We start from the raw sequence: 24998 nt of genomic DNA, 5'->3' as shown, positions 1-24998 counted from the left end.
ATTTGAAAATCATCTGATTGTCAAGATAAATAATTGATTTTAACGCTCTATATTGATTATCAGGCGATTGTGAACACGAAATCAGTTATACCAAAACAACCTGCTTAATAAACAAAACTTTTAGACTAATTTTGTTCTATGGTCGAAAGACAATTATTTTTAAAACGTAAATTCTAAAGAAAATGAAAAAGTTAATTTTATCAATTGTTGCATTAAGTAGTCTAACATTAGCGAGCTATGCACAAACAGAAAAAGGTAAATTTATTTTAGGGGGTACTGCTTTATATGAGACCTCAAAAAGCGACGCAGCCAACGCAAATTCTGCTGAAAATCTTAACCTTGTACCAAATCTGGGCTATTTTGTTTCAGATAACTTTGCAATCGGTACTGGTATAGGTTACAGCTTTTCAAAAGCTGCTGTTGCAAGTGCTACAGGTATCAACAATGCTGTAATTGTAAGTCCTTTTGGCCGTTATTATGCCGGATTAAGTGACCAGTTTAAGTTTTTTGGGCAGGCATCCGTTCCGATGGCCTTTGGAACAGTAAAAGCAGTTGATGCAAATGGTGATGCTGGTGCTAAAGCAGGAACTTCAACATCTTTTGGTGTGGCTTTATCTCCGGGATTTGTTTATTTCCCAACTAAAAAGCTTGGAATCGAGCTAGCTTTGAAAGGCATCTCTTACAATAATTTAAAGGTAAAAGACGCTAATGACAACGACGTTAAAGGTGCAGGAAGAGAAGATTTCTCATTCGGAACCAATTTCTTCGCACCTCAAATCGGTGTACAGTTCCACTTTTAATAATTAATAGTTTAGGGTTGAGGGCGCACTTATAGTGCGCCTTCTTTGTTTTAGCCGTTTATTTTTCTTTTAAATATTTCTTTGGAACCTCAGCTCCGGCTACATAATTCAGCTTGCCGATCTTGCACATCTGATATACATTAATTCTGAAATCAGGGCAGGTACTGACAAAGCAATAGGCCTCAACCTGAGTAAAACCATAGGTACTGACCAGCCAATCCATTATATAAACCGTTGCCTGATGTACCGCATCCTCCAGCGGTCTGAAAGCATGAATCGCAATTATGGATTCCGGTGTTTCGATTCTAATACCCGGAGATCTCTTTCCTTTAATCACTTCAAATGAAAGTCTTACAGTTGCCTGAGTTTCTGCTGCTGTGCCAGTGAATTCTGTATCACCCTGACTAGCGTGTACATCGCCCAGATAGAAAAGCCCGCCAGGATGATAAACCGGAAGAAATATTTTATTCCCTGGTTTGAAATCACGAATATCCAGGTTTCCACCCCAATCACCCTGTCCATCCAGACTGTTTGCCACATCCCGGTCGGGAGCTACACCCATAGTACCCACAAATGGGGTAATTGGCCAGGAGATCTTATCATTAAAATGGAGTGTTCCATCAACTGTAGTCCCGCTTGGGCCCGGACTATGATCAAAAACCATTGTACTGTATTCGCCTGAGATTTCGTTCCAGCGTGAGGATTCACCCAAAGGACCACGGTTTGGCCCTACAGCAATCCAGGAAGTCTTCTGAACCTCAATCTGATGAATATTTACAATAAGAGTATCACCACGATCAAGCCCTTCAATAAAAATCGGGCCGGCAATTGGGTTTACCAGAGGCGGTGTGCGGTCAAAACCTGGCCGATTGGCAGGAATAGCCTTATCAGCAGAACTTTTAAAAAATCCAATTCCCGCATCCCATGTTTCAATTTCAAATTTTTCACCAGGTTTAACATAAATTAAGGGGGTATCTGAATAATTGAAAGCAAATTTTACCGCCTGTTCACGGAAGATCTTTTTCATGGGCTTAGATTAAATTTTCACTTAAATTAAGAGAATTATAAGTCAAATTAAATCCTTCGATTCATAAATTAACAGATTATCTTCAATTTTACTTGCGATCCGGTAATGCAAAAACCTTGACATATCCTCCGGGATTCTCAGCATCACCTGCAACCGACACGGCTATGTATTGCTTTTTACCACTCTTATAAGTTGATGCATTAGAAGTTGTACTGCCCGGGATTGGGGTATCCCATAATAATTCTCCTGAATCTTTATCATATGCCCTGAACCTGAAATCGGTCCCGCCCATATTGGCTCCGATAAAAAGCAATCCACCCGCCGTTACAATTGGCCCGGTATTACCCTCAGAACCTGTTTCAGGCTCTCCTTTTTGCTGCAAATGAGGATAATTACCTAAAGGAATAGTCCAGGCATATTCGCCTGTATTGAGGTTAATTGCATTTAAGGTCGTCCATGGAGGTTTAATTCCATATCGCCCTTCTGAATCACGGAATTTACCATTGGATAAAATATCAAGATATCTTACCGGAACTTCTGTTTTAAATTTATCCGCATCCTTATTTGCTGACTCACTTTTTGCTATTTCTTTTAAAAAATTGATCTCCCTTGCAGGTCTTGTATCCTTATCAAACAGAAAGGAAATAATCGCTTCCTCTTTACCTGCAATTATGCTCGCAAATGAGGGCATCTTACCGGATCCTACTCTGATTTTACCTAACACTTCTTCCTCATTCATTCTGCCCTGAAGTCCAATTAATGATGGATAATCATTATCTCCCTTCTTGTCAGCACCATGACAAGCCTGGCAATAAGTAGTATAAAGCGCTTTCCCCTGCGTAAATGGGGTACCGGATTCATTTTCAGGTTCCATTTTTTTCATGAGACTCACTCCGGGGGTATTTGTAGCCCTGACGTAAATTACCCCGCTTACAGGATCAAAAGCACCCCCTCCCCAACTTGAGCCACCACTTGTTCCGGGAAGATTGACATTACCTTTCAGGGATGGAGGAGTAAAAAGACCTTCATACCTTATTGATTTAAACCTCTTCAAAAGTTCATCATATGATTCCTTTGAATAATTGCTCAGATCATTCAAAGAGATATGCTGACGGGCATAGGGTTTTGGTTTTAATGGGAATGGCTGAGTAGGCCAGGCTTCTTCGCCGGGCACATCAGAAGCAGGTACCGGGCGTTCTTCTACAGGAAATAAGGGTTCACCTGTATCACGATTAAGCAAATAAAGAAATCCTATTTTGGATGTTTGGGCTACTGCATCAATTCTCTTTCCTTCATGCACCACGCTAACAAGATTTGGAGGTGCCGGCAGGTCATAGTCCCAAAGGTCATGATGAATGGTTTGATAATGCCAGATATATTTCCCGGTTTGCGCATCAAGGGCTACAATACTGTTTCCAAATAAGTTCTGGCCTTTTCGGTCTCCCCCGTAAAAATCATATGAGGGGGATCCCAAAGCGAGGAATACCATTCCTCGTTTTTCATCAAGACTCATTCCGGCCCAGTTATTTACGCCACCAGCATATTTCCAGGCTTCCTTTGGCCAGGTTTCATACCCAAATTCACCCGGATGAGGGATAGTATGGAAAGTCCATATCAGTTTGCCAGTCCTGATATTATATGCCCGTTGATATCCCGGTTCTGCGCCATATAATTCTGAAACTGCAGTGCCAAGGATATAGAGATCATTATAAACAATTCCCGGTGAGGAAGGAACAACGGATATTTTGTCTGGATCGCCCCGCATACCCACGTTCAAATTCACTTTGCCGTCCTTTCCAAAATCAGAAATTAATTTCCCGCTAAGGGCATCCAGGGCAAAAAGATTGCTGCCTGCAGTAAACAGGATTCTTTTATCATTACCGTCTTGCCAATAGGTTACCCCGCGGCTAACACCTCCACCCTGAGCCCCATAAAAAGGGTCAAAAGTCCATATTTGTTCACCTGTTATTGAATTGATTGCATAAATTCTGTTCCTGCTGGAAGGAATATACATGATCCCCCCAACAATGATAGGATTGGCTTGTATTCTGGAGGTGCGGGTGCCCGGCAGCGCATCTTTAAAACGAAAAGTCCATGCCAGTTTCAATTGATTGACATTTGCTTTATTGACTTGCTTTAAAGCTGAGTAACTACTGCTTTTTGAGTCTGCTTTATATGTGCTCCAGTTAGTGATTTTCTGATTTGCTGTCTGGCAGGCTGAGCAAATAAACAGGAACAAAATAAGCCACAAACCAGATTTTCTGCTAAGTTTTTGATATATCAATGTGTCAGGTACATGTTTGTTCAAGACTTAAATAATTAATAAACTCCAAGTAGTAGAAATTCATTACAATTTAAGCCTAAAAAATTATTGGATTAGGGGAATTTGAAAAATTTTCGCGGTATAAGTGATTCACCATCTTGTGGATTGAAATTTCCAGCCCGGGACTTTCTTCTGCATTTCGATCTCATCATTTCTCTTTTTGAGACCACAATCAATATAGTTTTGATGTAATCTGGCTAATGCCACTTTATCCAATTCAACACCTAATCCCGGTCCATCTGGTACCACAACTGAACCATCTGTAAATTTAATCCGGCCACCAATTATAACTTCATCCGATTGCCACGGATAGTGTGTATCTAAAGCATAGGGCATTTTAGGAAGTGCAGCACCTAAATGTACCATAGCAGCCAATGAAATCCCCAAATGGCTGTTAGAATGCATGGATAAATCCCGCCCAAAGGTTTCACAAATACCTGAAAGCGTCATGGATGCCCTTAAACCGCCCCAAAAATGATGATCACTCAAAATAATATCTTCTGAACCAATTTTTATACCTGCAGGTATTTCCTCAAATGAGGTAGTGCACATATTTGTTGCCAGTGGTGTTTTTAAAACTTTTCTCACAGCAGCCATATTTTCTTGTCCCCGGACAGGATCCTCCAGATATTCTAATACTCCTTCAAGTTCTTTTCCGTATTGAATTGCCGTATCCAATGCCCAAATAGCATTGGGATCAAAACGCAATGGAACAGATGGTCCAAATTCTTTATAAAGTGCAAGGATTGTATCCACTTCAATTCTCGGTTCGAACACACCCCCCTTTAGTTTAATGGATTTAAAACCAAACTCCCTGCACATTGCTTTGGCCTGAAATACGATTTCTTCAGGATTTATAGCCTGTTTTTGTTTCGCTGCCTCCCACCCTTCGGCATTTGGTTTCAGGTTAAACCCAAACTCACCTCCTGCACCTTCGTATTTATAAAAGAGGTATGCGGAAAAGGGTACACTTTCCCGCATTTTACCTCCAAGTAAATCCACTATCGGCCGGCCAAGAACTTTGCCCATGATGTCCATGCAGGCCACTTCAACTAAACTGAAGATATGCACCAGCTTTCGCTGGTCCCATGGAGTTTCTCCTCTTGCTAAAGGAGATTCGGAGCCAAAACGTTCAGTTAATACCGTCCTGATCTGATTTAGCTGAAATACATCCTTCCCAATAAGAAGCTCCTTTGCTTCATAAAGTGCCTGCTCGATATCACTGGTTCCAGGTATTTCACTTATACCTGAAATCTGATCATCGGTTATAATTTCCAATATAATTCTCAGGGCATAGGGGGCATGCAAACCTGCCGCATTTAATAATGGCGGGTCAACAATTGCTATAGGTGTGATCACAATATCCTTTATCCTGGGACCCCTTTGTCTGAGCATACTATTTTGTTTCTTAGATTAGCTTGCTGTTTCTGCCTCTTCAGTTACCGCCTGAATCAAGCCCTTGATGTATCCATAGCAAAATGCAAAGGACTGCCAGCTGGCTACAGGATCTTTGTGGTAAGGTACGTGATCAGGCATTACCATCCCATCAAAACCTACTTCACGTAATTCACGAACAACCTGAAGGAAATTCATATCTCCATTATCAGGATAAACCTCCTGAAAATTACCCCATCCGCCTTTTATGTTTCTCAGGTGGATATTAAATATCTGATTCCGTTCTCCGGCCCATCTGATAATTGGAATGATATCATTTTTAGGATCTTTTAATCCTTCAGCAATTGAGCCAATACAGAAGTTAAAGCCATGATATTTGCTGTCATATAGCTGAGCAAATTTTTTAATCCCTTCAAATACATCCGGGCTGTTCCAGCGGGTGATTCCCCTGTAGCCAACAGGAGCAGGAGGGTCAGCAATATGATTAGCCAGTTTTACATTATATTCTTTTGCCACAGGCAGGGTCCTGTCTAATAAATAAGTGATCCTTTCGAACATATCATCAATACTTACATCCCCCGCAATTGTTTTTGGATCATTCCTTTTTAATGCTTCTGCGAGGTTCCATGTACTGTACTCTGCATTTCCCCGTTTCGGATCAAGTGTTTTTCCGGTTCTGAGTACAGGTAAGATAGTGGTATTATAATTTAATACCTTAATGCCTGTTTTTCCTGAAACCATGATCATTTGATTGAGCATTTCGATTTCACGATCCCTTTCCGGGCTTTTACCAAGCATTACATTGGGGAAGAGTACTTTATCAATTCCGGCAGAGGTCAGGGGCCAGTGATAGGCATCTAAACTTATTCCATATTTTTCACAAGCTTCGCGCTTTTTAAGTGAATCTTCAAGATCCCAGCCTACACCAGGGATATATTTAGGTGACCCTCCATCAATATTATAGACCCCACAGCGACCTTTTAATTGAAGATTCTCCTCTGTTGTTCCACCCGACTGGCAGCCAACTTTCATCAATACCTTTTTAGGTTTTGGTTTTACTTTTGCCAGTGATTCCATTGGAGACAACACAGATGCACCTATGGATCCTGCAGCGATTGTTTTAACAAAATTTCTACGTTGCATAATTTTAATTTTACTGAGTACGGTTAAACTGATTTATTTTCTTCCTGTAGCAGAAAAAGAGAACTGTGATCCAGCTCGCCATGACCCTCATTAACAAGTTGATTCATTAATCCGGATACTAATTCTGTTGCTTTTAAAGATACCTGATGACTGGCTCCGGTTTGAAGCGCTATTCCCATATCCTTCTTATGTAATTTAACTTTGAAACCGGGCACAAAATTCCCGTCTATCATACGTTTGCCGTGTAAATCTAAAATACGGCTTTGTGCAAATCCACCCAATAGCACCTCTCTCATCTTTTCGAGATTAACTCCAGCTTTCTTTGCCATTGAAAAGGCCTCGGCTACTGCCTGTATCGTAATGCCAACTATCATTTGATTACATGCCTTTGTAACCTGACCTGCACCGGCATCGCCAATTAGGATGATATTTTTACCCATTGCCTGAAAAACTGGCAGAGCCCTGTTGAAGGCTTCTTCTGATCCTCCCGCCATGATTGACAAGGTACCCGCTTCAGCACCGACCTGCCCACCCGAAACCGGGGCATCCAGAGCTGAAACTCCTTTCTCCTTCAGACTATTGTAAATTTCTATTGTCACACCCGGTGAAATGGTAGACATGTCTATAAATAGAGAGCCCTTTTTGACTCCGGGAAGTATTTCAGAAACAACCTGCTTTACTTCCGGTGAATCAGGTAACATCGTGATAATGATATCCGAATCTGCCGAAAGTTCTGGTATACTATCAAAAAGCTTTGCCCCGGCGGACTGAACAATCCCTGATGAACTGCTTTTACTTAAAACATTTACCTCATAACCGGCTTTTAATAAATTTAATACCATAGGTTTTCCCATGATACCCAAACCGATAAATCCTATTTTTCCCATTATTAACTTATTACAATTTAAAATCCTTAAACCAGTGGAAACAATTTAGCTCCTATCATAATAATAATCAGTCCGGTAAAACCCATAACTACCAACAAGGGAGAAATAGTCTTAAGTGCTTCTTTTTCTGTCAGGTTACTTAATTTACAAATAATCCAGAACCCGGAATCATTCATCCAGGGTACCAGTTTTGATCCACAACCGATTGCTAAGCCCAAATACACAGGATGAAATGCCAAATCTGAATTCAAAGCCATCCCGGATAAAATACCAGATGCGGTGATCAAAGCGACCGTTGCTGATCCCTGTGCAGTACGAACAACAGCAGCGATCATGAAAGCCAAAGGGATCAATGCCATTTGATAGCCTTTGGTTATATCGGCAATTTGGGAACTGATTCCGGTTTGCTGCAACATGCCTCCAAATGCACCCCCGGCAGCAGTAATCAGGATTATTCCGCCTCCACTATTCAAAGCAGCCTGGATCTGTGATGAAATTCCTTCTTTTGAGCCTTTTTTACGACTTGCCAGAATCAATAAAGCTGCAATACCACCTAATACAAGGGCTGTATTTTTGTTTCCAAAGAATCCTACTACACTTATTAAAGTCTGATTCATCGACGAAAGTGTACTAAGGTCAGCAGGTTTCACGGCGTTTACAATCGTATCAATACAAATAAAAACCAAAGGAATAAGGATAGGTAATAACGAAATCCCTAATCCCGGTAAGTGCTTGGTGTCAATGATTGCAGCGGCCTGAATATCTTCAAGTTTGGCATCCACAGAATCCCTCAATTCTATTGGACCTCTTTTATTCGACCATACCGAGAAGAAATAACCTGCTGTAATGGTAAAAAGACCTACTATTGTACCTGCAACCATCATCAAACCAATTGGGATATTCATTTCACCAATTAAAAATAATGGGCCGGGTGCCGGTGGAACCAAAGAATTAGCCATCGCAGCCCCCGCCATAACACACATTACAAGCAATAAATAGCTATTTTTAATCCTTAGGGCCATAGATTTAACCAATGGCATCATTAAGAAAATTACAGTATCAAAAAATACAGGAATACCTATAAAAAAGCTGCTCACTAAAAATGCTACCGGTGCTTTATCCATACCTGTTAAATACAGGATAGATCTGATTATTCGTTCTGCAGCTCCACTTTCGAGTAAACATTTACCAATAATGGCAGCCATTGCAATCAGAATTCCAATTTTAACACAGGTATTTCCAAACTCCGTGGCAATGCGTTCTCCGACATTTCTTTTCGAAAAGGACAATGCCGCATCGGCAGACATGCCTTTTGATAAGGCATAATTTTGAAGAAATTCAGGTGGAGTAAGCATTGAAACAATAAATGCTGCGAATAGTAAAGCAAGAAAAGGGTGAAGTTTAAACCCGATAATCCCACCCACAACTATGACTACTCCAATAAATAACAATAAAAAAGGATCGGTTACATACATAAGATTAATCGGATTAAATTTGTTGTTTTCTAAAATCTGCCAGTTTATTTGCCATATTCCGTGCACCGTCAGCTACGAAAGTTGCATCGGCACCACAAGCCATGAACCGGATTCCCATTTTATGGTATTTTTGATAATCATCGGAGTTAAAGAAGAGAATCCCTACGGCTTTATTTGCCTTTTTTGCAGCTCCAATAATCCTTTGAACTGCATCCAGAAAATCAGGATGATCAAACTGACCGAAAATACCTAACTCCATAGTCAGATCTGCGGGTCCGATAAAAAGAACATCCACTCCTTCAGTAGCAGCTACTTCATCAAGGTGATTTAATACTTCCCTGGTTTCAATTTGCACCACACCCAGAATCTGATCTTTAGACTTTTGGTAATAATCATTAAAGTTCAGACCGAATTGTGTTGCCCTAACCATTTTAGCGACTCCTCTGTTTCCAAAAGGAGGATAATGCAGACCTTTTACAACCTTTAATGCCTCCTCAGCATTCCGGACCTTCGGACACATTACTCCTTCAGCCCCCATATCCAGAACCCGGTGAATTCGTTGTGGTTCTGTACTTTCGGCGCGAACTATTACTCCGGCAGAGGTATGCTCAATAGCCTGTATCTGCGAAAGGGTAGTACTTTCTGATCCTGCCCCATGTTCCAGATCGATTAAAACCCAGTCAAAACCCGATAGACCCACTATTTCAGCAGTGACAGCACTGCCAAGATTTAACCAACAACCATTCAGGGTTTCCCCATTTAATAATCTCTGCTTTAAGTTTTTCATGTTAAATCTGACAGTGCTGTTTGTATTTAAAATTCAATTATTTGTACCCCATCCGGTACATGAAATATGATTATTTTTTATCCCACCAGACGCGGGTATCCATGATATCTGCTCCCTGTCTGGCTATTGCTGCCTGAACGTTCGTTTTATTTACATTTAGTTCAGCATCAGTATAGGTCAATCTCCGGATAAATGGTTCTGTCTTAAGATCTTTACCAGGATAAGGATTTGGTGTCAGATTTGGGAAACCACTTCTTCTGAAATTAGCCCATGCCTCTGGTCCAATCAGAAAATTTGCTACCCAATATTGCGTGTTAATTTCCTCCAGTTCCTTTCCTGCAGTTAATGGGTTAGCCGAAACGAATGTATTAATTGCCGCATCAGCGATTGCAGAACTTGTACCATAACTAGCAAACTGCTGCATATGGGCACGAATACCATTGGAATAGAAAGTACCCGGAGTACCTGTTGTCCAATTCCTGAATGAGGCTTCTGCCAACAGTAATTGAGTTTGGGCATAAGTAACCAGAAAGCTGGGAGCATTCAAGCCGGCAACACGGGTACGGTCCAGCTGACTGAAATCCCATAGACTTGCTAATCCATTTGCCGTAACTGCCGGGCCAATAGTTGTATTATCAAAACCCAAAGGCGCTCCAACCTGAACAGCAGCGGTTCGGTTAGCCCTTGTTTCAACCTGCTGTGCACCACTGGCTGCACCAACATAACGCACTGCAATGGCAACTAAACGCGGGTCATTCGCATTTTTCAGATGAGTTACAAAATCTGCTGCAAGGTAAAAGAATGCAGACTGTCCACCATTCAATTGTGACCCAACAGGATTTGCAAAGGATGCATTATGTCTGATAATTGCATTATCTGCGTTAGACTGCATTAGTCCACCGGTAACTGCCTTACCAACAGCTTCTGCAGCTTTGGTCGGGTTTATTTTTGATAAACGCATACCGGCACGTAACAATAAAGAATATCCAAATCTTTTCCATTTGACTATGTCTCCATCATATAAAACATCTGCAGTAACCCTTGCTTTTGCAGCATCCAAACCTGCAGAGGCAGTTTCCAGCTCTGTTAAGATTGATGTATAGATTGATTCCTGAGAATCATAGGCGGGAGTTGAGATTCCCTCCAGGTAATTTTTACCAGCCTCATTGTAAGGAACATCTCCATAAGTATCAGTCAAGAGCATGAAAGTATACGCTTTCCAAATCCTGGCCATGTTATAGAGGTTGGAGCGGGCTGGAAGATCCTTGGTTTTTGCAATTACATCAGTTAATTCTTTAACATTAGTTTGATAAAGAGTATTCCAGTTTCCTGCAGCAACACCACGGTTATCCTGATTGAAATTAGCTGCAGAACCCTGACCACTGAAAGGTGTGATCATCTGTTTCACAATGGTGGTTTCATAACTTAAATTTCCATATCCCGGAGCAGTATTAATAATGGCGGAATTTAATTGATAAGAAGGTTCCACTGATGTTAAAGCAATGGGGTTGACATTCATTTCATCAAAACCTTTATCACAGCTTACCAGTCCGAAAAGAACCAGAAAAATAGCTGAAATTCTTAGTTTATTTTTCATCTTAATATTTTTTAGTATTCGATTTATCTAAAATAATCTCGTGTTGAGTGTTTGGATTCCTTAAAACTTAACGTTAAGATTGAATCCTATGCTTCTTGTAATAGGCAGTCCGGTTGCTTCCAATCCAACCAAATTGTCGGATGGCAAACCGGATTGTTCAGGGTGAATATTATCAACCCATTTTTTTATTGCCCATACATTGTTTGCAACTCCATTCAAACGCAATCCTTTGATAAATGAAAGTCTCGCAGGTATAAATTTGGTAAAATCATAGCCTAGCGTAATCTGACGTAATTGCCATAGCCCGGCATTGTAGACAAATTGTTCTGCAATATTTTGTGAACGAACCGTTTCATAATAAGCCTGAACGCCAGCTTTAGTTTGATTTACCTGACCATTTGGATTTACACCATCCCCAATTACAAAATTCTGATCCCGCCCGGCCAATGTTGCTTTATGCAAACCATGGCGCCATGCATTATGATTGGTTCCGGAAATCAATTTATGACCCAATTTGAAGTCGACAAGGAAAGACATTTCAACACCTTTTACAGAAATACTATTAGAAATACCACCAACCCATACCGGTATGGCAGATCCAAAGGCAATCTGTGTTGGAGTACGAAGCGGACGACCATTACCTGCATCAAACACTTGTCTGCCTTGTGCATCTCTTAAATACCCAAAGCCATATAACTGCCCCATCGCCTGACCAACAACCTGGCGAAGTTCACCGGTAAAATCAGCAGTACCTACCGTAATCATATTGTCACTAACACCACTTCCAAGATTCAAAACTTCTGTTTTATTGTAAGAGGTGTTTAAAGCAAGATTCCAATAAACATTTTGAGTTCTGATCGGATTTAAAGTCAGCAACATTTCAACTCCCTGATTCCTGCTTTGTCCAACATTTATCAATTGATTTAAATAACCACCCGCATTGGAAGTTTGAGCTCTTAGGATCTGATCAGATGATAGCTTATTGTAATAAGTTAAATCCAAACCAATCAGATTATCAAGTACTTTCAATTCTAAACCAAATTCCTTTTCAGATACCCTCATTGGGCGTAAATCTGCATTTGGAACAGTCGAACCATTAATACTTCCTAAAGGCTGGGCTGCGCCACTTGGAGAAGGAAATTGCTGTGCGCCAATTCCATAAAATAAATTATTCGCATACGGACTAATATCTGTATCGCTACCAACTTCTGCATACGCAGCTCTGATTTTACCAAAATTCAGCCATTTAGGCAAAACCGAAGCAAATGCCTGGGAGAACACGAAACTACCTGTAACCGAAGGATATAGGATACTTCTGTTAGCCGGCGATAAGGTTGAAAACCAGTCGTTACGAACCGTTCCATTTAAGAACAAGAAGTCTTTATAAGAAAGTTCAGCAGATCCATAGAATGAATTTACCTCGCGCTCTGAATAATCATATATTGCATCTCTCTGGCGACTATTTCCAATAGTGTAAAGTCCCCTTGTATAAAAATCCTGTACAAACACATTATGTCTGCTGATCTTACGATTCATTGTATTTCCACCGGCATTCAGGCTTGCACCAAAATCACCGAAGGTCTTATTTGCACCAATTAAGAAATCAGCATTTAACTCCCTGACCGAACGTGCATCCTGTACAAATTGTCCATTCACGAATCCTGCCGGAGCTGCCGGCTGTCTTTGAGTACCTGTTGGTAAATTGTAATCCTGCTCTCTTGCATAATAATCCTGACCGATCCTGCCCTGAACAAATAGCCAGTCATTGATATTATATTTTGCAGTGATGTTACCAAATACCCGGTCATTCTGAATGTTATCAAAACGTTTCAGAGCAAAATAAGGGTTCGTCCTGTTTGTAAATCTGGACCATACATTTTCATTGCCATTAGCATCCTCAGCATATTGTTCCAAAATGGATAAAGGCATAGATGTAGCCAAAGTAAAAATGGTTACAGGACTAAAATCCTGTTCGGCAATGTTAGGCGGATTTTTACGATTCTCTTTAGAGTAGTTTACATTTCCTGATACCGTTAACTTTTTCCCTAAATTTTGGGTAAATCCTAAGTTGATTGTATTCCGGTCGTAACCTGAATTAGGAAGGATTGCATTGCTCTTAAGATTTGAAACCGAAATATTCATTCCACCATTTGCACCACCTGAAGCTAAGCTGATGGTATTGGTCATGTTGTTTCCGGTTCTGTAATATTTATCAATTACACTGCCCTGATACTCGTAAGGCACTATAATATTATTAAATAAAGTATGAGTCATGCCCGGTTGAAACTTCTCTCCAAAGCTCCACACACCAGAAGTAGGAAAAGCTGTTGTTGGTCTTACCCCATTTTCCCCCTGCCCATATTCACTCTGATAGTCAGTATAATCTAAAGGCTGATCGGTTGTATAATTTGAATTATACGAAAGCGATACTCCATCAGAGCCCTTATTTTTGGTAGTAATCATAATTACTCCATCCTTGGCTCTTGAACCATATAATGCTGATGCTGCTGCACCTTTCAATACAGTCATGCTTTCAATATCATCAGGATTGATACTTCCTAAACCATCACCACCATCCGATGTACGATTACTTCCTCTCTCTGAAACATCTCCTCTTGCAGCATAATTGGTATTATCTATCGGCACACCATTTACTACAATCAAAGGTGAATTATTACCACCAAATGAAGACTGTCCTCTGATTCTGATTTTACTTGTTCCAGCCGGACCAGTTCCCATTGGCGTGATATTTACACCGGCAACTTTACCCTGAAGCGCATTCATGAAATTGGTCGTCCTGTTAACGGTCAATTCTTCAGCAGAGACATTTGTAGCCGCATAACCTAAACTTTTGGATTGTCTTTTGATACCTAATGCTGTAACAACAACCTCGTTCAGTGCAGTATTGGCTGCTTCAAGTTTTACATTTATTGATGTTCGCTGATTTACCGCGACTTCCTGAGTAGTGAAGCCAATAAAAGAAAAAACGAGGATGCCGGTACCATCAGGAATAGTGATTGAAAATTTTCCATCCAGATCCGTACTGGCACCAATGGTAGAACCTTTAAGCTTAATGCTTACACCAGGAAGGGTTTCACCTTTCGAATCGGTAACGGTACCCTTAACAACTATATCCTTCAGTAAATTAACTTCTTCGGAAACAGCAGATAAGTTCTGATTTTGTTTCAAGTCTATTGAAGGAAATGTTTTTTTAGAAACGAGTATTGTTTTATTCTTAATACTAAAATCAAGAGGCTGATCTTTAAAAACACTAACCAAAACCTTGGATAGGTCTTCATTTGAAGCACTGATTGTAACCGGCTTTGCTAATGCAAATAATTCCTCCTGAAAAAAGAAGCCATAACCAGTTTGCTTTTTAATCACTGTAAATACAGTTTCAAGGGAGACATTTTTACCGGTATAGGTAACCTTTTGTGAAAATCCTTCGGCACTTGCATTTAATATTAAAACGACAAGTAGTATGAATGTCAGCTTCATAACACGGAGTATTTTATTGAAAATAACCCATTGTGAACTAGCATATGTTAAGAATTGAATTCCACTTTTTATCTCTGGCTTTGAGTCTAAACTTGTGTTAAAACCCACATAGCCTTCATTTTTAGAAAATAAATTCATAAATTTGATTGGTTTGGTGATCAGAAATTGAAGCAATAAAATTATTTGAAGCCCAAACTCTTACCAGGAGCGGGCCAACGCTTCTGGTTTTTTGTTTAGCCTCATATTTGTAAGATATTAAGGCATAACAATAACCTCCTTTCCATCTAAACTAAAATGGATATCACTTTTTTCAAGAATCTCTAATACTTCTAAAAGAGTCAAATTATTCGAAATAGCACCTGAAAAGTGGTGTTCCGGCAGATTAGCTTCATATCTGGCTGTTACGCCATACCATCTTCCCAGCTGTCGCATAACCGTTTCTATATCAGCTTTTTTGAAATAAAAATAACCTTCCTTCCATGCTATCTCAGCCTGGGTATCAATCCGCTTGATTTGAATACTTTGATCAACATTGGATTGTTCACCCGGCTTAAGAAGCTTAGAATCATTGGTCTTTAAGTCAATTACACGAATTTCACCCTCAAATAAGGTTGTTTTGATCGACTTCTCATCAGAGTACGCATTGATGTTAAATTGGGTGCCCAGTACTTCCACGGTTTGAATTCCGGAACGGACTGAAAACTTTCTTTTAAAGTCTTTTGATACTTCAAAATAAGCCTCTCCTTTTAATTCAACTTCGCGATTATCCTCAGAAAAAAAGATTGGGAAACGTAAAGAAGAAGAAGAATTTAACCAAACTTTAGTTCCATCGGCAAGATTCAATTGATATTTACCACCAACCGGGGTCTCAATCGTATTGTAAACAGGTTCAGCTTCATCTGAAGCAACTATTGTATTCCTTTCTTGTTTTGAAAATGTATACTCGATAATACCATCCGAATTCTTATGAACTTTTATACCTCCCTGGTTAACCAGTATTCCATTTTCAGACTCATCCAGTTCAATCTTCCTTCCATCCGCCAGGGTGAGAATAGCCTTGCTTCCGCCCGGCAGAATATCATTCGGCTTTACGCTCGCAATAATTTTATCAGTACTATCTTTTTGAACCCTGGCTGAATAAAAATAAGCACTGAGTATAACAATTAACGTGAACAGGAGCGGTGCGCCTAATCTGCTAAAATTAATTTTAGATTTTGAAAGCTGATTACTGTCGGTTTCATCATGCTCAATTATTTTGGCATAAATCATCGACTTCAGTTCGTTTTCTGATTGTGAATTATTTAATTCCCATTCTGACTCAAGACTACTCTCTCTCCAATACCATTGAAGCAATCTCTCCTCTTCCTCTTTAGAGGCAGTACCATGCAGGTATTTTTCGACTAGTTGCTGGACTTCCTCCTTTGGCATAGCTTAAAATTTGGGCGTATTAATTATAAAGTACCACAACTTGGCCCCCTACCCTTGCTCATGGCTCAAATATTTTGAGGAAAATTATTGATTAACCTAAAAAAGGTTCAGTGAATTCTTCAGGCTAAGGCGGAGAGCCTTCAGTCCTTTGGTTAAATGGCCTTCAACAGTTTTTTCTGAAATTCCTAATTCCATTGATATCTCGGAAATGCTAAGGCCGGCATTTCTACTGAATCTAAAAACCAGTTTGCACTTTTCAGGAAGCTTTTCAATCAGCTTATTAATGTACTCCTGTGTAAATCTGGCATCAATCAGTTCTTCACTTAGCGTCGAGGATTCATCCAGACAATTTGAAGATTCAATTTCCATTCTTCTTTTTTGCCTGTAGATAAACTTGAACATTGACAATCTAACAGAACTGGCTAGGTAACTATTTAAACAGGAAATGTCGAGATCTAATCTTCTTGACCATATCCCGATGAAAATATCCTGAACAATCTCCTGAGAGACAGATTTATCCTTGCTTATATTGTATGCAATTGAAAGTAACCTCTTCCAGTATCTGTTATAGATCTCCGAAAAAGCCTCCTCATTGCCAAACCTCAATAAGGCAAGTAATTCACTATCTGTTTTAGTGTGATAATTCAATTCTATCGAACATTAGTAAACCTAATATATGAATATTTCAATTAATCAAATTCGAATAAACTATTTTTTAAAGGGTCATTGTAAACATTATTTTAATCTTCAGAATAAAATTAAATACCTTATTATTTATTGAAAGCCCCTTTAACCGGCCTTCCGATCCAAACTTGTGGCACTTTCAGCTTTAATAGTTTAGCAATAGTTGCCGCCGTATCGAATGTCATGATACTTTCTGTTAATTCCTTATTTCTTTGAATCCCCGGACCTCTAATTATCCAGGGAATTTGCATTTCATTCATAGAGATCAAGCCATGTCCCTTATTTACACCGCCATGATCCGCGGTAAATAACACCACTGTGTTCTTCTCAATTCCTGCCTCTTTTATACTTTTCAAAATAGTACCAATATGGTTATCGGTACGCTCAATGGCTGCATAGTAATCAGAGGTTCCATGCCCTACATTATGGCCTACACTATCTACATCATGGAGATGAACAAACAAAAAATTTGGCTTCTTTTCTATGATATATTTTGATGCAGCATTGGCAATAGCAATATCTCCATTTGCATTTTGGTCATGATTGACTGCTGCTTTCGGAAAGAGATAGCCAATGCCATCCCATTCATATATTACACCAATTTCACTCTCTGGTTTTTCTTTACGTAAGAGTGCATAAACACTTGGAAACATCCCGTACTCATCCAAAACCCTGGCAGGCATATCGGGCTTCTTACTGCCCCAGGTAGTATAGCCGTGCAACTCCGGACCAGCACCCATCACCATCGATGCCCAGTTTGCTGCACTTGAGGAGGGTAGTACAGTTCTCGCCTCCAAACTCCAGGAACCTTCTTTCATCATAGCTCTGAGATTAGGCACCTTCGCATTTTCAAAGGCATAGGCACCGAATCCATCAGAGCCAATTAATATAACATGCTTTATTTTCTGCGAAAAAACAGTTGCCGGTGTCAGTGCAAAAAGAAATAATACGACTATTAGCTTCCTTAATTCATTCTTCATTTTTCATTTATTTTGAATAACAAAATCACAATTTAGTCTTAAAGAACAAAATCTAATTTTACAATCGGGGAAAACGATTATATTTAAATCAAAAAACAGAATTCAGGAAAATCAACCCTTATGATTATCAATTCATTAATGACAAAACGAATTCAGCTCCTGCTGCTGATATGTTTTACTTCGATATCAGTCGCGGCGAATATCCGCTTACCAAATATTATCGGATCTCATATGGTTTTGCAGCAAAAATCAAGCGTTAAGCTTTGGGGATGGGCTGCACCGGGTGAGAAAATAGTTATTAAAACAGGCTGGGATAATGTTAGCTACCAAACTCAGGCAACAAATGATGCCAAATGGATAACAGAAATCAAAACACCTGAGGCTGGTGGTTCTTATTCGATAACCTTACAAGGGAATAATACCATACAACTTGAAGATGTCTTAATTGGAGAAGTATGGGTATGTGGCGGCCAAAGTAATATGGAATGGTCGGGCACCCAAAAATTACCTCAAAGCCTGGAAGAAGCCCCAAATGCCCGAAATGATAAAATCAGACTATTTTATGTAAGCAAATCGACTTCAGCATTTCCACAGGATAATCTGGACGGGAAATGGGTGGTTTGCTCGCCTGAAGAAATGATTAAATTCAGTGCAATTGGTTATTTCTTCGGTAAAAACCTGAATGAGAAAATGAATACCCCAATCGGATTAATCAATTCAAACTGGGGGGGTACTCCCGCAGAGACCTGGACCCCGGAATATGTTGTCAATAATAACAGTATTATTAAAAAAGGTGCCGCTGAACTAAAATCCCAACCCGGATGGCCTCATCAAACTGCATTGGCTTATAATGCGATGATCTTTCCATTAACAAATTACACCATTGCAGGTGCAATCTGGTATCAGGGTGAAAGCAATGTCAGAACATATTATACCTACGAGAAATTATTCACAGGTATGATTGATGCATGGCGTCAGCAATGGAATAAAAATTTCCCATTCTATTTTGTACAAATCGCTCCATTTACCTACGGATTCCAAAATGTTGGTGCTTTACTCCGGGAAACGCAAACCAAAGCTGCTAGTCACACTAATACAGGTATGGTAGTCATTACCGACTTGATTCCCGATACAAGCAACATACATCCTACACCTAAGAAAGAAGTTGCTAAACGCTTATCCAATATGGCCCTGAACAAAACTTATGGTTACCGGGACATTAGCTGCGAAAGCCCTGTTTACAGCAGTCATACTATTGAAAAGGATAAAATTAAAGTTCAATTCAGCAATGCATCAAACGGTCTGGTTGCTAAAGGAGAACAGATTACAAGTTTTGAGATTGCGGCAGATGATAAAGTCTTTTTACCAGCACAGGCAAAGATTGAAGGCAACACTATAACTGTCTATAACAAAAAGATTAAAAATCCTGTAGCAGTTCGGTTTGCATTTAATAATACAGCAATTCCTAATTTGTATAATAAGGAGGGATTACCTGTCAATTTATTCAGAACAGATAATTGGGAAATGGATACCAGTGCTATTAAAAAGTAAAATGTTTTGATTTTAAATTAAACTAATTAATGATTTAGAAATGTTTCTAAACTTCTATTATGAACAATAAATCCAGCAGAAGAAAATTCATCAGCACGGCGGTAATTCTTACCGCGGGCAGCACAACAATGGCCGAAACTTTATCTATGAAAACTAAGAACAATAAAATTGCACATCAGGTATATTTCTGGCTAAAAAATCCGGAAGAACGGCAAAAATTAATCGACGGAATAAATACACTCAAAAAAATTAAGACAGTCCGCCAAATGCATGTAGGTATAGTAGCCGGAACTGAAAAAAGAGATGTAATAGATACAAGCTGGGGCGTTTCATTGCTATTATTCTTCGATGATATTGCCGGAGAGGCTAGCTATCAAACAGATCCGATTCACCTGGATTTCGTGAAGAATTACAGTAATCTATGGAATAAGGTTGTTATCTATGATGCAGAAATGGTATAAGTTCTAAAAAATCAAGCACTTAGTCCCGATTTTAAGGTAGATTTTAAAAAGAGCATTGAAGTAAAAAAAGAGGGGGCAAATGCCCCCTCTTAAATTATATCAGACAGCCGGATTCAGGTCTTTTTGCTTTTTCATATAGAAATAAAGACCAAGAAATGCGACAATTAGTATAGCAGGGAAAATCAGCATATTTGATAATGTAGCCTGACCAGCAGCTAAATCGGCGGCATCTCCGGCCAGACCTTGAGATACTGCAACTATTTTATTGTCCTGAATCCATCCTCCAATAATTGGTTGAAACATTGAGGAAGAAAACATTCCGATACCACCCATGATTGAAAGTCCAAGAGCTCCTGTTTGAGGCATATTTTCTGCAATAAATCCGATCATATTTGGCCAGAAATAACAGATTCCAAGAGCATAAAAAACAGCGGCTACGTACAGCATAGTACCGTCCATTGTACTCATCATATAAATACCAAGTACACCGAACACGGCAGAACCTAAAAGAACTCCTACTGTATTTAATTGTTTAATCAGGGAACCTGCAAAATATCTTCCAACAGCCATTAAACCGGTTACCAGGGCCAAAATAAGCATTGGGCTTGCACCGGCCTTTGCCAGAATAGGACCCACCCATTGCTGTGGACCAAATTCAGATATTGCGGTTAAAGCCATACAAGCAGCCATGAACAGGTACAATGGGTTCAACATTGCCTTAAAGTTATCCAAAGTTGAATTTTCGACGATCCTGGGTTTTGGGAAATTTTGTCCAAAGAATAAGACAGCATAAATAATTGTCGGAATCAGAATTACCCAAATTTGAGACTGCCAGCTCATATTTGCATCAGTCATGAATTTAGAAATCAAAGCTCCTAAAACTATCCCTCCAGGGAACCACATATGAAAACGATTCATCTTACGACTAAAATTCAAGCCGGAATAAGAATCGGCGATCATTGGATTACAAGCTGCTTCGGTACAACCATTACCTAACCCAATTAAAAGTGTAGAGATCAATAAAGTGTCATATCCGGTTGCATAAATTGTTAAGATTATACCAATTGCATGAGCTAATAACGCAATTTGCATAATCAATTTGGGGCCAATACTTGAGTAAAAAATACCTCCCAGAATCATGGAAATCGGGAAGCCTAAAAACCACATTTGATTAATGTGACCTAACTGTACCGGGTCTAAATTCAATTCAGTTCCCAGCTGGGTTAAGATTCCCGCCCGAATACTAAACGAAAAGGCCGTAGTAATCAGTGCAAAACAACTCGCCAGAAAGAGGCGATTTGCATTAATAGTTTGACTCATAACAGTTTTAATTTTTAAGGTTTAATATTAGGGTTGATTTCAAAACATTAAATTAAAGTAGATAAAATAATATGAAATTAAAAACCTAAGAATTAAATAATTAATGACTCACAAGGAATGAGCTCAGATTAAAATGTATTTATTTGAATCAGAAAAATTACTAATCAAGCGCCGCAGGCCCGGGTGAGCAATTGGGCAACGAAAAAGGAAGAAACTAAACTTCAGATAAGAAATTACTGTACCAGTGTCCGGATGCTTTAATTATTCGCTTTTGGCTTTCATAGTCTACATGAACCAAACCGAAACGGGGCCGATATCCCTCTGCCCATTCAAAATTATCTGTGAAACTCCATACAAAATACCCTTCCACATTTACACCCTCCTTTTTTGCTTTCAATATTTCAGCTATGTTAGACTGCAGGTAATTTATTCTTTTAATGTCATTCACTTTTCCATCATCAACAATATCAGGAAAAGCGGCGCCATTCTCAGTCACATATAATTTTTTGAATTTGTATTTTGAAAATTGATGAAGCATTTCATGCATGGCCTGCGGATAGATCTCCCAGGCCATTTCGGTCACTTCATCAACTCTGTTTTTAGCATTAACCAAAGATGAATTTATATAAGGGGTAAAATAGGAATGTTTTACTACCTCCCTTGTATAATTTTGTATACCAATAAAGTCTGGTTCTGCCTTTAATGCTATTTCATCTCCCGGTAGCATATACTTTCCGATCCTTTTTAAGAATGGAAGATCTTGAATCGGATAGCCTAATCCGTTCAAAGGCTCTACAAATAGCCTGTTGACTAAAGCATCTACTCTTCTGGCAGCATTCAAATCCTTTTGGCTGGTCGTATGCGGATGAATAGCAGAGCAGGAAAAAGTTGTTCCAACTTCCAGGTCAGTTCTAAGGCTTTGAGCAATCCTGATACCTTTTGACTGTGATAATGCCGAATGGTGTATGGCCGGGATAAAATTATCAACTCCTCTTTTTCCTGGTGCATGAATACCTAAAAAGTATCCTGCCCCTGTATAAACCATCGGCTCATTTAAGATCATCCATTGTTTAACCCGATCTCCAAAGTGATTGATACAAAATGCAACATAGTCAGAAAAATAGTCGACGATATCCCTGTTTGCCCAACCCCCTTTCTGTTGTAATGCCCATGGAAGATCCCAATGATACAGGGTTACCCAGGGCCTTATGCCCATTTCTAAACAAAGGTCTATTACGCGGTCGTAAAAGTCCACACCTTTGGCATTTACCTCGCCAGTTCCTGCTGGAAAAATTCTGGACCATGAAAATGAAAACCGAAAATTATTGATATGCATTGATTTCATCAAGGCAATATCCCTGGTATATTGATTGTAAAAATCGCTGCTGATATCAGCAGCATGACCTTTATAAATTTTACCCTTTCTTCGTGAAAATTCATCCCAGATAGACAAGCCTTTACCGTCGGCTTCAACTGCTCCCTCTGTCTGAAATGCAGAAGCCGCTACACCCCAAACAAAATCTTTTTCAAAATCTGCTCTCTTAACCATCAGAACCTTCCGGAAGCTATCTTATTTAGTTTTTTCAGGAAATTAGTTTTATCAGATATTTGAAAATCAGATTGCTTAGTCATCGATTTCATTTTGTCGATTCTTGTCTTTGCTTCATTAGCAATAATATCTCTCAAAACTGTTTCGGTAATATCAGGATAATTTACAGGTATTACTTCACCTGATGAAACCCAATCCTTTATTTTTGGCAAATGTTTCTTTTTAAGACTCTTAATTACCGGAACACCCATTTCCTCTAAAGCGGCAGCATTGCATTGCTGTTCATATTGCCCTTTCATCGGAATCACCATTAGTTTCTTTTTAAGAAACATGGCCTCGGCAGGAGTTTCAAATCCTGCACCGCAAAATACACCTGTTGCCTTCGACATACTATCGATAAACTCGTCATTGTTTATTGGTCTTATCCAAACATTCCCTTTTCGGATGGACTGCTTATTATGTTTGGAAAAAACCTGCCATTCTACATCTTCAATTAAAGACAGGATTTTTATGATCCTTGCATCATCATACGCGGGCAGGTAAACAGTATAGTGCCCTAAGCTCAATGGCTCTTTTTTCCTGACTTCAGCCCGAATGACAGGAGTAAATATATTAATATCATATGATTTAAAGTGAAAACCATATTGACTTGTGGAAGGCGCATAAGAGCGAAGTATGGCTTTACCTATCGGATCAAAATTTCGTGATTTGGGGGCATTTTTGTTTAAAACAGCAGCCTGGTGACTGATTGAAATACATGGTTTACCCGCAAAATAACAGGCCCAGGACGATACAGGTTCAAAATCGCTGATTACGAGATCATATTTATCAACAGGGAGTGATTTGATATCTTTCATCAAACGCCTTAAACGCGATTTTCTATAGGTTTCGGCGATATCAACATTACCCTTCTTACCAAAAATGAAACTTAAGCCATGAAAACGGTATTGAACTTCAAATGGCAGTTCAACATCGGCCTGGATACCACTAATCAGAATATCAAGGTCATGATCCTTTTTGAGCAAGGGGACAATCTCTCTTGCACGCGTCACATGCCCGTTTCCAGTGCCCTGAATTGCATATAGAATTTTCATGAGGTTTTTAAATTGAATTCAGTCAGCATTTGATTGAACAATTGCCTGATGTTCATTTCATCTGTTTCCTCTTCCTGCAAATTTAGCATGGCCACTCTTTCAGAATCATCAAAACGGAATAAGGTCCAGTTTCCATTATGGTACTCAAGAGCAGAGAGATTTTCTATCCAGTCGCCTGAATTTAAATACATAATTTTCCCGTTCTCCTGTTCAATCAAACGCATTTCAGGATGATGAATATGGCCACACACAACATATTGGTAATTATTACTTATTCCAATATCCGCTGCTGTTTGTTCAAAACTATTGATGAATTTTACCGCACTTTTTACACTGTTCTTCAGTTTTTTTGAAAATGAAAGTTTTCCCTTATTAAATACTCTTTCTGAAATCCAGTTCGCCAAACTATTGATCATAATCAATGAATCATAACCAACGGCCCCAAGTTTTGCCAGCCACTTAGAATGCTGCATAGTTACATCAAAAACATCTCCATGAAAGATCCAGGCTTTTTCATTATTATCCAGTTCAAGAACTAACTTATTAACGATCTGAAATGACCCCATTTTAAAGCCTTCGAACTTCCTGAGCATCTCATCATGATTTCCAGTTACATAATAGACTTTTACTCCCTTACTTAACCAATTCATAAGATGCTTGATCACTTTCATGTGTGATTTAGGCCAATAGCTTTTACTGAACTGCCAAATATCGATGATATCACCGTTCAGAACAACAATTTTAGGCTTAATTGATTTCAGGTAATGCAAAAGCTCTTTAGCCCTGCAGCCATAAGTACCCAGGTGTACATCTGAAATCACGATTATATCTATCTGTCTTTTTCCTTTCTTCATTCTAATGTCTAAAAATGGAACCGATTTTAGAAAAGCGAATAAAAAGGAGATTGAAAATAAGTTCAGACAGGAGTGAGTGGATTTGATTCAATTCTTTCAAATTTTCTACACAAATGTGTAAAACACTTATTATCTGAATATTAAG

The 24998-nt window shown here is 39.3% G+C and carries 19 protein-coding genes; 3 read left to right on the top strand and 16 right to left on the bottom strand.

Features of this window, described 5'->3' with window-relative positions; genetic code table 11:
• Positions 1 to 182: 182 nt before the first annotated feature.
• Positions 183 to 800, top strand: a complete 618-nt coding sequence (locus tag VGE44_RS05525; protein ID WP_331076751.1) for an outer membrane beta-barrel protein — start codon at positions 183 to 185, stop codon at positions 798 to 800.
• Positions 801 to 858: 58 nt separating this feature from the next.
• Here the strand turns inward: VGE44_RS05525 and VGE44_RS05520 are convergent, their stop codons facing one another.
• The 12 genes from VGE44_RS05520 to VGE44_RS05465 form a co-directional block, all read right to left on the bottom strand.
• The gene (locus VGE44_RS05520) at positions 859 to 1827 is read right to left on the bottom strand and encodes an acetamidase/formamidase family protein (protein ID WP_331076750.1); all 969 of its coding nucleotides are present in this window, start codon (positions 1825 to 1827) and stop codon (positions 859 to 861) included.
• Between the two features lie 88 nt (positions 1828 to 1915).
• Entirely contained in the window at positions 1916 to 4135 is a 2220-nt protein-coding gene (locus tag VGE44_RS05515) for a PQQ-binding-like beta-propeller repeat protein (RefSeq protein ID WP_331076749.1), read from the bottom strand.
• A gap of 105 nt (positions 4136 to 4240) precedes the next feature.
• Entirely contained in the window at positions 4241 to 5545 is a 1305-nt protein-coding gene (locus tag VGE44_RS05510; protein ID WP_331076748.1) for an enolase C-terminal domain-like protein, read from the bottom strand.
• Between the two features lie 18 nt (positions 5546 to 5563).
• On the bottom strand, positions 5564 to 6688 hold the full coding sequence (locus VGE44_RS05505; RefSeq protein ID WP_331076747.1) for a mannonate dehydratase: 1125 nt from the start codon (positions 6686 to 6688) through the stop codon (positions 5564 to 5566).
• 23 nt (positions 6689 to 6711) lie between these two features.
• Positions 6712 to 7575, bottom strand: coding sequence for an NAD(P)-dependent oxidoreductase (locus VGE44_RS05500; RefSeq protein WP_331076746.1), 864 nt, complete (start codon positions 7573 to 7575; stop codon positions 6712 to 6714).
• 26 nt (positions 7576 to 7601) lie between these two features.
• Positions 7602 to 9050 carry a GntP family permease gene (locus tag VGE44_RS05495; protein WP_331076745.1) on the bottom strand — a complete coding sequence of 483 codons (1449 nt, stop codon included), beginning with the start codon at positions 9048 to 9050 and terminating at the stop codon, positions 7602 to 7604.
• 13 nt (positions 9051 to 9063) lie between these two features.
• A complete protein-coding gene (locus tag VGE44_RS05490) occupies positions 9064 to 9837 on the bottom strand; it encodes an HpcH/HpaI aldolase family protein (protein ID WP_331076744.1) in 774 nt (257 codons plus the stop codon).
• Between the two features lie 70 nt (positions 9838 to 9907).
• Positions 9908 to 11434 carry a SusD/RagB family nutrient-binding outer membrane lipoprotein gene (locus VGE44_RS05485; protein WP_331076743.1) on the bottom strand — a complete coding sequence of 509 codons (1527 nt, stop codon included), beginning with the start codon at positions 11432 to 11434 and terminating at the stop codon, positions 9908 to 9910.
• A 60-nt stretch (positions 11435 to 11494) separates the two neighbouring features.
• Complete coding sequence (locus tag VGE44_RS05480; protein ID WP_331076742.1) at positions 11495 to 14932, bottom strand: SusC/RagA family TonB-linked outer membrane protein; 3438 nt, start codon at positions 14930 to 14932, stop codon at positions 11495 to 11497.
• 255 nt (positions 14933 to 15187) lie between these two features.
• Positions 15188 to 16360 (bottom strand): FecR family protein, encoded by a 1173-nt coding sequence (locus tag VGE44_RS05475; protein ID WP_331076741.1) that lies wholly within the window; start codon positions 16358 to 16360, stop codon positions 15188 to 15190.
• 96 nt (positions 16361 to 16456) lie between these two features.
• Positions 16457 to 17008 carry an RNA polymerase sigma-70 factor gene (locus VGE44_RS05470; RefSeq protein WP_331076740.1) on the bottom strand — a complete coding sequence of 184 codons (552 nt, stop codon included), beginning with the start codon at positions 17006 to 17008 and terminating at the stop codon, positions 16457 to 16459.
• Between the two features lie 122 nt (positions 17009 to 17130).
• Positions 17131 to 18024 carry an alkaline phosphatase gene (locus VGE44_RS05465; RefSeq protein WP_331076739.1) on the bottom strand — a complete coding sequence of 298 codons (894 nt, stop codon included), beginning with the start codon at positions 18022 to 18024 and terminating at the stop codon, positions 17131 to 17133.
• Between the two features lie 138 nt (positions 18025 to 18162).
• Here VGE44_RS05465 and VGE44_RS05460 point away from each other — a divergent pair, with 138 nt between their 5' ends.
• Both VGE44_RS05460 and VGE44_RS05455 read left to right on the top strand, forming a co-directional pair.
• Complete coding sequence (locus VGE44_RS05460; protein WP_331076738.1) at positions 18163 to 19575, top strand: sialate O-acetylesterase; 1413 nt, start codon at positions 18163 to 18165, stop codon at positions 19573 to 19575.
• A gap of 59 nt (positions 19576 to 19634) precedes the next feature.
• The gene (locus VGE44_RS05455) at positions 19635 to 20036 is read left to right on the top strand and encodes a Dabb family protein (protein ID WP_331076737.1); all 402 of its coding nucleotides are present in this window, start codon (positions 19635 to 19637) and stop codon (positions 20034 to 20036) included.
• Positions 20037 to 20135: 99 nt separating this feature from the next.
• On the opposite strand, the gene VGE44_RS05450 is transcribed toward VGE44_RS05455, so the two are convergent.
• From VGE44_RS05450 to VGE44_RS05435, 4 genes are all read right to left on the bottom strand, one after another.
• Positions 20136 to 21356 (bottom strand): MFS transporter, encoded by a 1221-nt coding sequence (locus VGE44_RS05450; RefSeq protein WP_331076736.1) that lies wholly within the window; start codon positions 21354 to 21356, stop codon positions 20136 to 20138.
• 214 nt (positions 21357 to 21570) lie between these two features.
• Positions 21571 to 22905 carry a GH1 family beta-glucosidase gene (locus VGE44_RS05445; RefSeq protein ID WP_331076735.1) on the bottom strand — a complete coding sequence of 445 codons (1335 nt, stop codon included), beginning with the start codon at positions 22903 to 22905 and terminating at the stop codon, positions 21571 to 21573.
• Positions 22905 to 23999: a glycosyltransferase family protein gene (locus VGE44_RS05440; protein WP_331076734.1), complete on the bottom strand. Its 1095-nt coding sequence runs from the start codon at positions 23997 to 23999 to the stop codon at positions 22905 to 22907. The genes VGE44_RS05445 and VGE44_RS05440 overlap by 1 nt, the downstream gene beginning before the upstream one ends.
• The gene (locus VGE44_RS05435; RefSeq protein WP_331076733.1) at positions 23996 to 24853 is read right to left on the bottom strand and encodes a UDP-2,3-diacylglucosamine diphosphatase; all 858 of its coding nucleotides are present in this window, start codon (positions 24851 to 24853) and stop codon (positions 23996 to 23998) included. Before VGE44_RS05435 ends, VGE44_RS05440 begins: the two co-directional genes overlap by 4 nt.
• Positions 24854 to 24998 lie beyond the last annotated feature (145 nt).

Origin of the sequence: Daejeonella sp. (genome assembly GCF_036405355.1) — a bacterium.
Classification (GTDB): domain Bacteria; phylum Bacteroidota; class Bacteroidia; order Sphingobacteriales; family Sphingobacteriaceae; genus Daejeonella.
The sequence above is the reverse complement of the archived record's forward strand: the minus strand, read 5'-3'. Positions and strand labels throughout refer to the sequence as shown.